Origin of the sequence: Acidiphilium sp. PA (genome assembly GCF_026191915.1) — a bacterium.
Lineage (GTDB): Bacteria > Pseudomonadota > Alphaproteobacteria > Acetobacterales > Acetobacteraceae > Acidiphilium.
Map to the genome: position 1 here is coordinate 1 of NZ_JAIMBY010000065.1, position 3,688 is coordinate 3,688.

Genomic DNA, 3,688 nt, shown 5'->3' on the forward strand with positions numbered 1-3,688 from the left:
CGATCGACTTCGTCGCCCTTGGCGGTCAGCATGATGATCGGCACTTGGCTGTCGGCGCGCACCGCGCGGCAGAGCGACAGGCCATCCTCGCCCGGCAGCATGAGGTCGAGCAGGATCAGGTCGATCCGCTGGTCGGCCAGCAGCTTGCGCATCGCGCGGCCCTCGGCGGCCAGACTGACCCGGAAGCCCTCGCGTTGCAGAACGCGCTGCACCAGCTCGCGGATTTCGCGATGGTCTTCGACGAGCAATATATGCGGTGTCTCGCTCACGACGATGCTATAACCGGGGACGTCCGAGCATGCCGCAACAAAGTTATGCCAATCTGTGTCGGACGGCGGATTTGACATGATTTGCCATTGTTTAGCGGTGGACTGACAATTTCTGGTGACATCCGATCCCTATATAGCGGGCTGACACGACGATGGCGTGAAGGACATGATGATGGGCGGTGGCATGATGAACGGGTGGGGATGGGGCATGATGGGCGGGTTTGGCCTGGTTATGATCCTGATCGTGGTCCTCATCGTACTCGGGATCGTGGCATTGTTGAAATACATCGGCTCCGGCAGACGGGGCTGATATGGCGGTTTTATTTCAAGTGGCGGAAGGCACTGCGACCGACAAAGCCCACGATTTCGGAGGCACCATGAGCGAATCCTGCCCCTCGATACAGGCATTTTTCGATGAGCCGACCCGCACGGTGAGTTATCTGGTCGGCGATCCGGCAACCCGGCGCGCGGCGGTGATCGATCCAGTGCTCGATTATGACGCGGGGTCCGGCGAGGTCGATACCAGTTCGGTCGAGGCGATAATGGATGCCGCCGAGGTCGGCGGGCTCACCATCGAGCGCGTGCTTGAAACCCATGCCCATGCCGATCATCTGTCGGGGGCGCCGTTAATCAAGCAGCGCACCGGGGCGCTGATCGGCATCGGCGAACATATCCGCGACGTGCAGCGGATTTTTCGCCCGGTTTTCAATGCCGCTGACGTAAAGGCCGATGGCGGCGACTTCGATTGTCTGTATCGAGACCGCGAACGCTTCGCCATCGGCGGCCTTGAGGTCGAGGTGCTGCATGTGCCGGGGCATACCCCCGCCGACGTCGCGTACAAAATCGGCGATGCGGTGTTCGTCGGCGACAGCCTGTTCATGCCCGACTACGGCACGGCGCGCGCCGATTTTCCGGGCGGCGATGCGCATTTTTTGTACCGTTCGATCCACCGCCTACTGGCCCTGCCGCCCGCGACGCGGCTGTTTATGTGTCACGACTATAAGGCACCGGGTCGCGACCATTACGCCTGGGAATCCACGGTCGCGGCACAGCGCGCCACCAATAAGCATATTCGGGACGGGATCACCGAAGACGCGTTCGTTGCGATGCGCGATGCACGCGATGCCACGCTTGCGGCGCCCGCGCTGCTGCTGCCGTCGATCCAGGTCAATATCCGCGCCGGGCGCTTTCCTCCGGCGGAATCCAATGGTGTGCGCTATCTGCTGATCCCGGTGAAAACCAAGGGTCAGTCGGGCGCCGCACCCGGCAAGCGCTGAGATTTCACAGCAACACCGTCAAGGATGAGAATTATGAAACGTCGCAGCATTACCACTGCCATCGGCGGTCTGTTTACCGGAGGACTGGCGTTTGCCGGGTTCGGTCGAGGGCGGGCACTTGCCTCCTTACCGCAGGAAGGCATGGGCGGCGGCATGATGGGCGGGAAGATGGGCAGCGGGGGTATGGGCGACATGATGTCGCACAACAACATGATGGGGCCGATGAAACTGGGCATGGAGCTGTTCGAACGCCATGCCGAGATCCAGCGCACCACCGAATATCTGCCGAACGGCATCATCGATGCAACCGTTTCGGCCAATCCGAAAACCGCCGGCATCATCCAGGCGCATGTAATCGAGATGTATAATCGGATGGCGGAGAACCGGCCGTTCAATTACATGATGAGCCCGAGTGCCAGCACGATGCTGCAGAATGCCGATAAATATCAACGCTCGTACCGGCTGCTGCCGACCGGTATCGAGGTGACCGAGACGTCGGATGACCCTGAAATGGTCAAGGTGATCTACGCGCACGCCAAGGAACTCGATCGGTTTGCCAAGGAAGGCATGCCGGCGATGATGCGCGGCATGATGGGAACCAGAACGTAGCGATCAGGTTGTCCTCGGCGGTAATCACGCGGCCCATCGTGTGAGCCGCGGCATCACACTACATTAGCGGGGCGCAGATCGCACCGATCCGCGGTCGCCGGCGTTTCGATCTGAAATGTTGCATGACCGATCCAGAATCGTTCGCGAACCTTTGCGGTCGCGAGCTGCACCAAGGTATCGGCATGGATTGGATCCTGAACCAGGTGCGCGGTAAGCGCAATCTCGGTTGTGCTCAGACCCCAGATGTGAAGGTCATGAACATCAGCGACACCCGACAGGCCGCGCAGCATGGCATCGACCTTTGCGCGATCGAGGCCATTCGGCACCGCATCCATCGCAAGGTTCACCGAATCGCGCAACAGGGTCCAGGTGCCGAAGGGGATTCGCATTTGGAATTTGCTTGACAGGCGGATGAACGCTTGCGCGACACGGGCGTGATCGATTCTACCCTTTGGCGTCGTTAATGATCGCTGGAGGCTGCCTTGGAACAATTTGCCACCTGCTGGGAGGGGTTGGAAGATCCTCGAACTGGCAATGCCGCGCTATATGATTTTCATGAACTGCTGATGATCGCGCTCTGCGCTACCCTGTGCGGCGGGCAAAGTGCGGTGGCAATGTCGCGGTTCGGCGAAGCAAAAGAGAGCTTCCTGCGCGGCTTTCTCAAGCTTGAACATGGGCTGCCCAGTCACGACACCTTCAGCCGGCTGTTCCGGCAGCTCGATCCGAAGCAGTTTAGCGCCGCCTTTCAACACTTCATGGCCCGCTTTGCCGATACCGTTCGTGGTGTTGTAGCGATCGACGGTAGGGTTCTTCGCCGCTCTTTCGATCGTGCCACCGAGAAATCCCCGCTGCATATGGTCAGTGCCTGGGGCTGCGAGCAACGTCTGGTGCTGGCCCAGATTGCCACCGATGCCAAATCCAACGAGATCACCGCGGTGCCGAAACTGCTGGAGATGCTGTCACTGAAGGGCACCATCGTCACCACCGATGCACTCAACTGCCAGCGGGCCATTGCTCAGAGTCCGACTCGAATCGTTTTTGCAACGTCATCGATCTGATTTCTATGGAATTCTGTCCCATCATGGCGTTCAGGCGATGGCCAGACGGCGTGACATCAGCTTGACGCTGGCAATATAGATCCAGGCGGTCGCGCTCTCGATTGTTGCTTCCACGTCCTTTGCCAAGCGTCGGTTTCGGTTCAGCCAGGCAAAGGTCCGTTCAACCACCCAGCGGCGGGGCAGCAAGACAAAACCCTTGGCAGCATCTGACCGCTTGACGATCTCGACCGTCCACTTGCCGAGGTCTTCGAGCGCAGCTTTCAGCTTGTCGCCCGCGTAGCCACCATCGGCAAAGACATGGCGCAACCAGGGGAATCCATCGCGTACACATTCCAGCACAGGGGATTCGCATTTGGATTTCGGTGGATTGAGCAGGTGAGGTTGCGGCGGACGTGATGATGGATTCCAAGGATGGGATTCATCTCTGAGGTGCCCGATGGAAAATTTTATCGCCTGCTTTGCCGAGGTCGTCGAT

At 59.5% G+C, this 3,688-nt stretch carries 6 protein-coding genes and 1 pseudogene; 5 read left to right on the forward strand and 2 right to left on the reverse strand.

The genetic code is table 11. The annotated features are described in order from the left end of the window. The coding region (locus AruPA_RS21365; RefSeq protein WP_265638750.1) for a response regulator at positions 1–269 on the reverse strand (269 nt) is incomplete at its 3' end. 157 nt (positions 270–426) lie between these two features. Here AruPA_RS21365 and AruPA_RS21370 point away from each other — a divergent pair. The 5 genes and pseudogenes from AruPA_RS21370 to AruPA_RS21390 form a co-directional block, all read left to right on the forward strand. Further along, positions 427–579, forward strand: coding sequence for a hypothetical protein (locus AruPA_RS21370; RefSeq protein WP_265638751.1), 153 nt, complete (start codon positions 427–429; stop codon positions 577–579). A 67-nt stretch (positions 580–646) separates the two neighbouring features. Further along, positions 647–1,546 (forward strand): MBL fold metallo-hydrolase, encoded by a 900-nt coding sequence (locus AruPA_RS21375; RefSeq protein ID WP_265638752.1) that lies wholly within the window; start codon positions 647–649, stop codon positions 1,544–1,546. A 33-nt stretch (positions 1,547–1,579) separates the two neighbouring features. Next, entirely contained in the window at positions 1,580–2,155 is a 576-nt protein-coding gene (locus tag AruPA_RS21380; protein ID WP_265638753.1) for a hypothetical protein, read from the forward strand. 122 nt (positions 2,156–2,277) lie between these two features. Next, entirely contained in the window at positions 2,278–2,559 is a 282-nt protein-coding gene (locus AruPA_RS21385) for a hypothetical protein (protein ID WP_265638754.1), read from the forward strand. A 78-nt stretch (positions 2,560–2,637) separates the two neighbouring features. Continuing rightward, a pseudogene (locus AruPA_RS21390) lies at positions 2,638–3,174 on the forward strand (ISAs1 family transposase); the annotation flags it as partial. Positions 3,175–3,243: 69 nt separating this feature from the next. Here AruPA_RS21390 and AruPA_RS21395 read toward each other — a convergent pair. After that, positions 3,244–3,688: transposase (locus tag AruPA_RS21395; RefSeq protein WP_265638755.1), on the reverse strand; the 445-nt coding region annotated here is incomplete at its 5' end.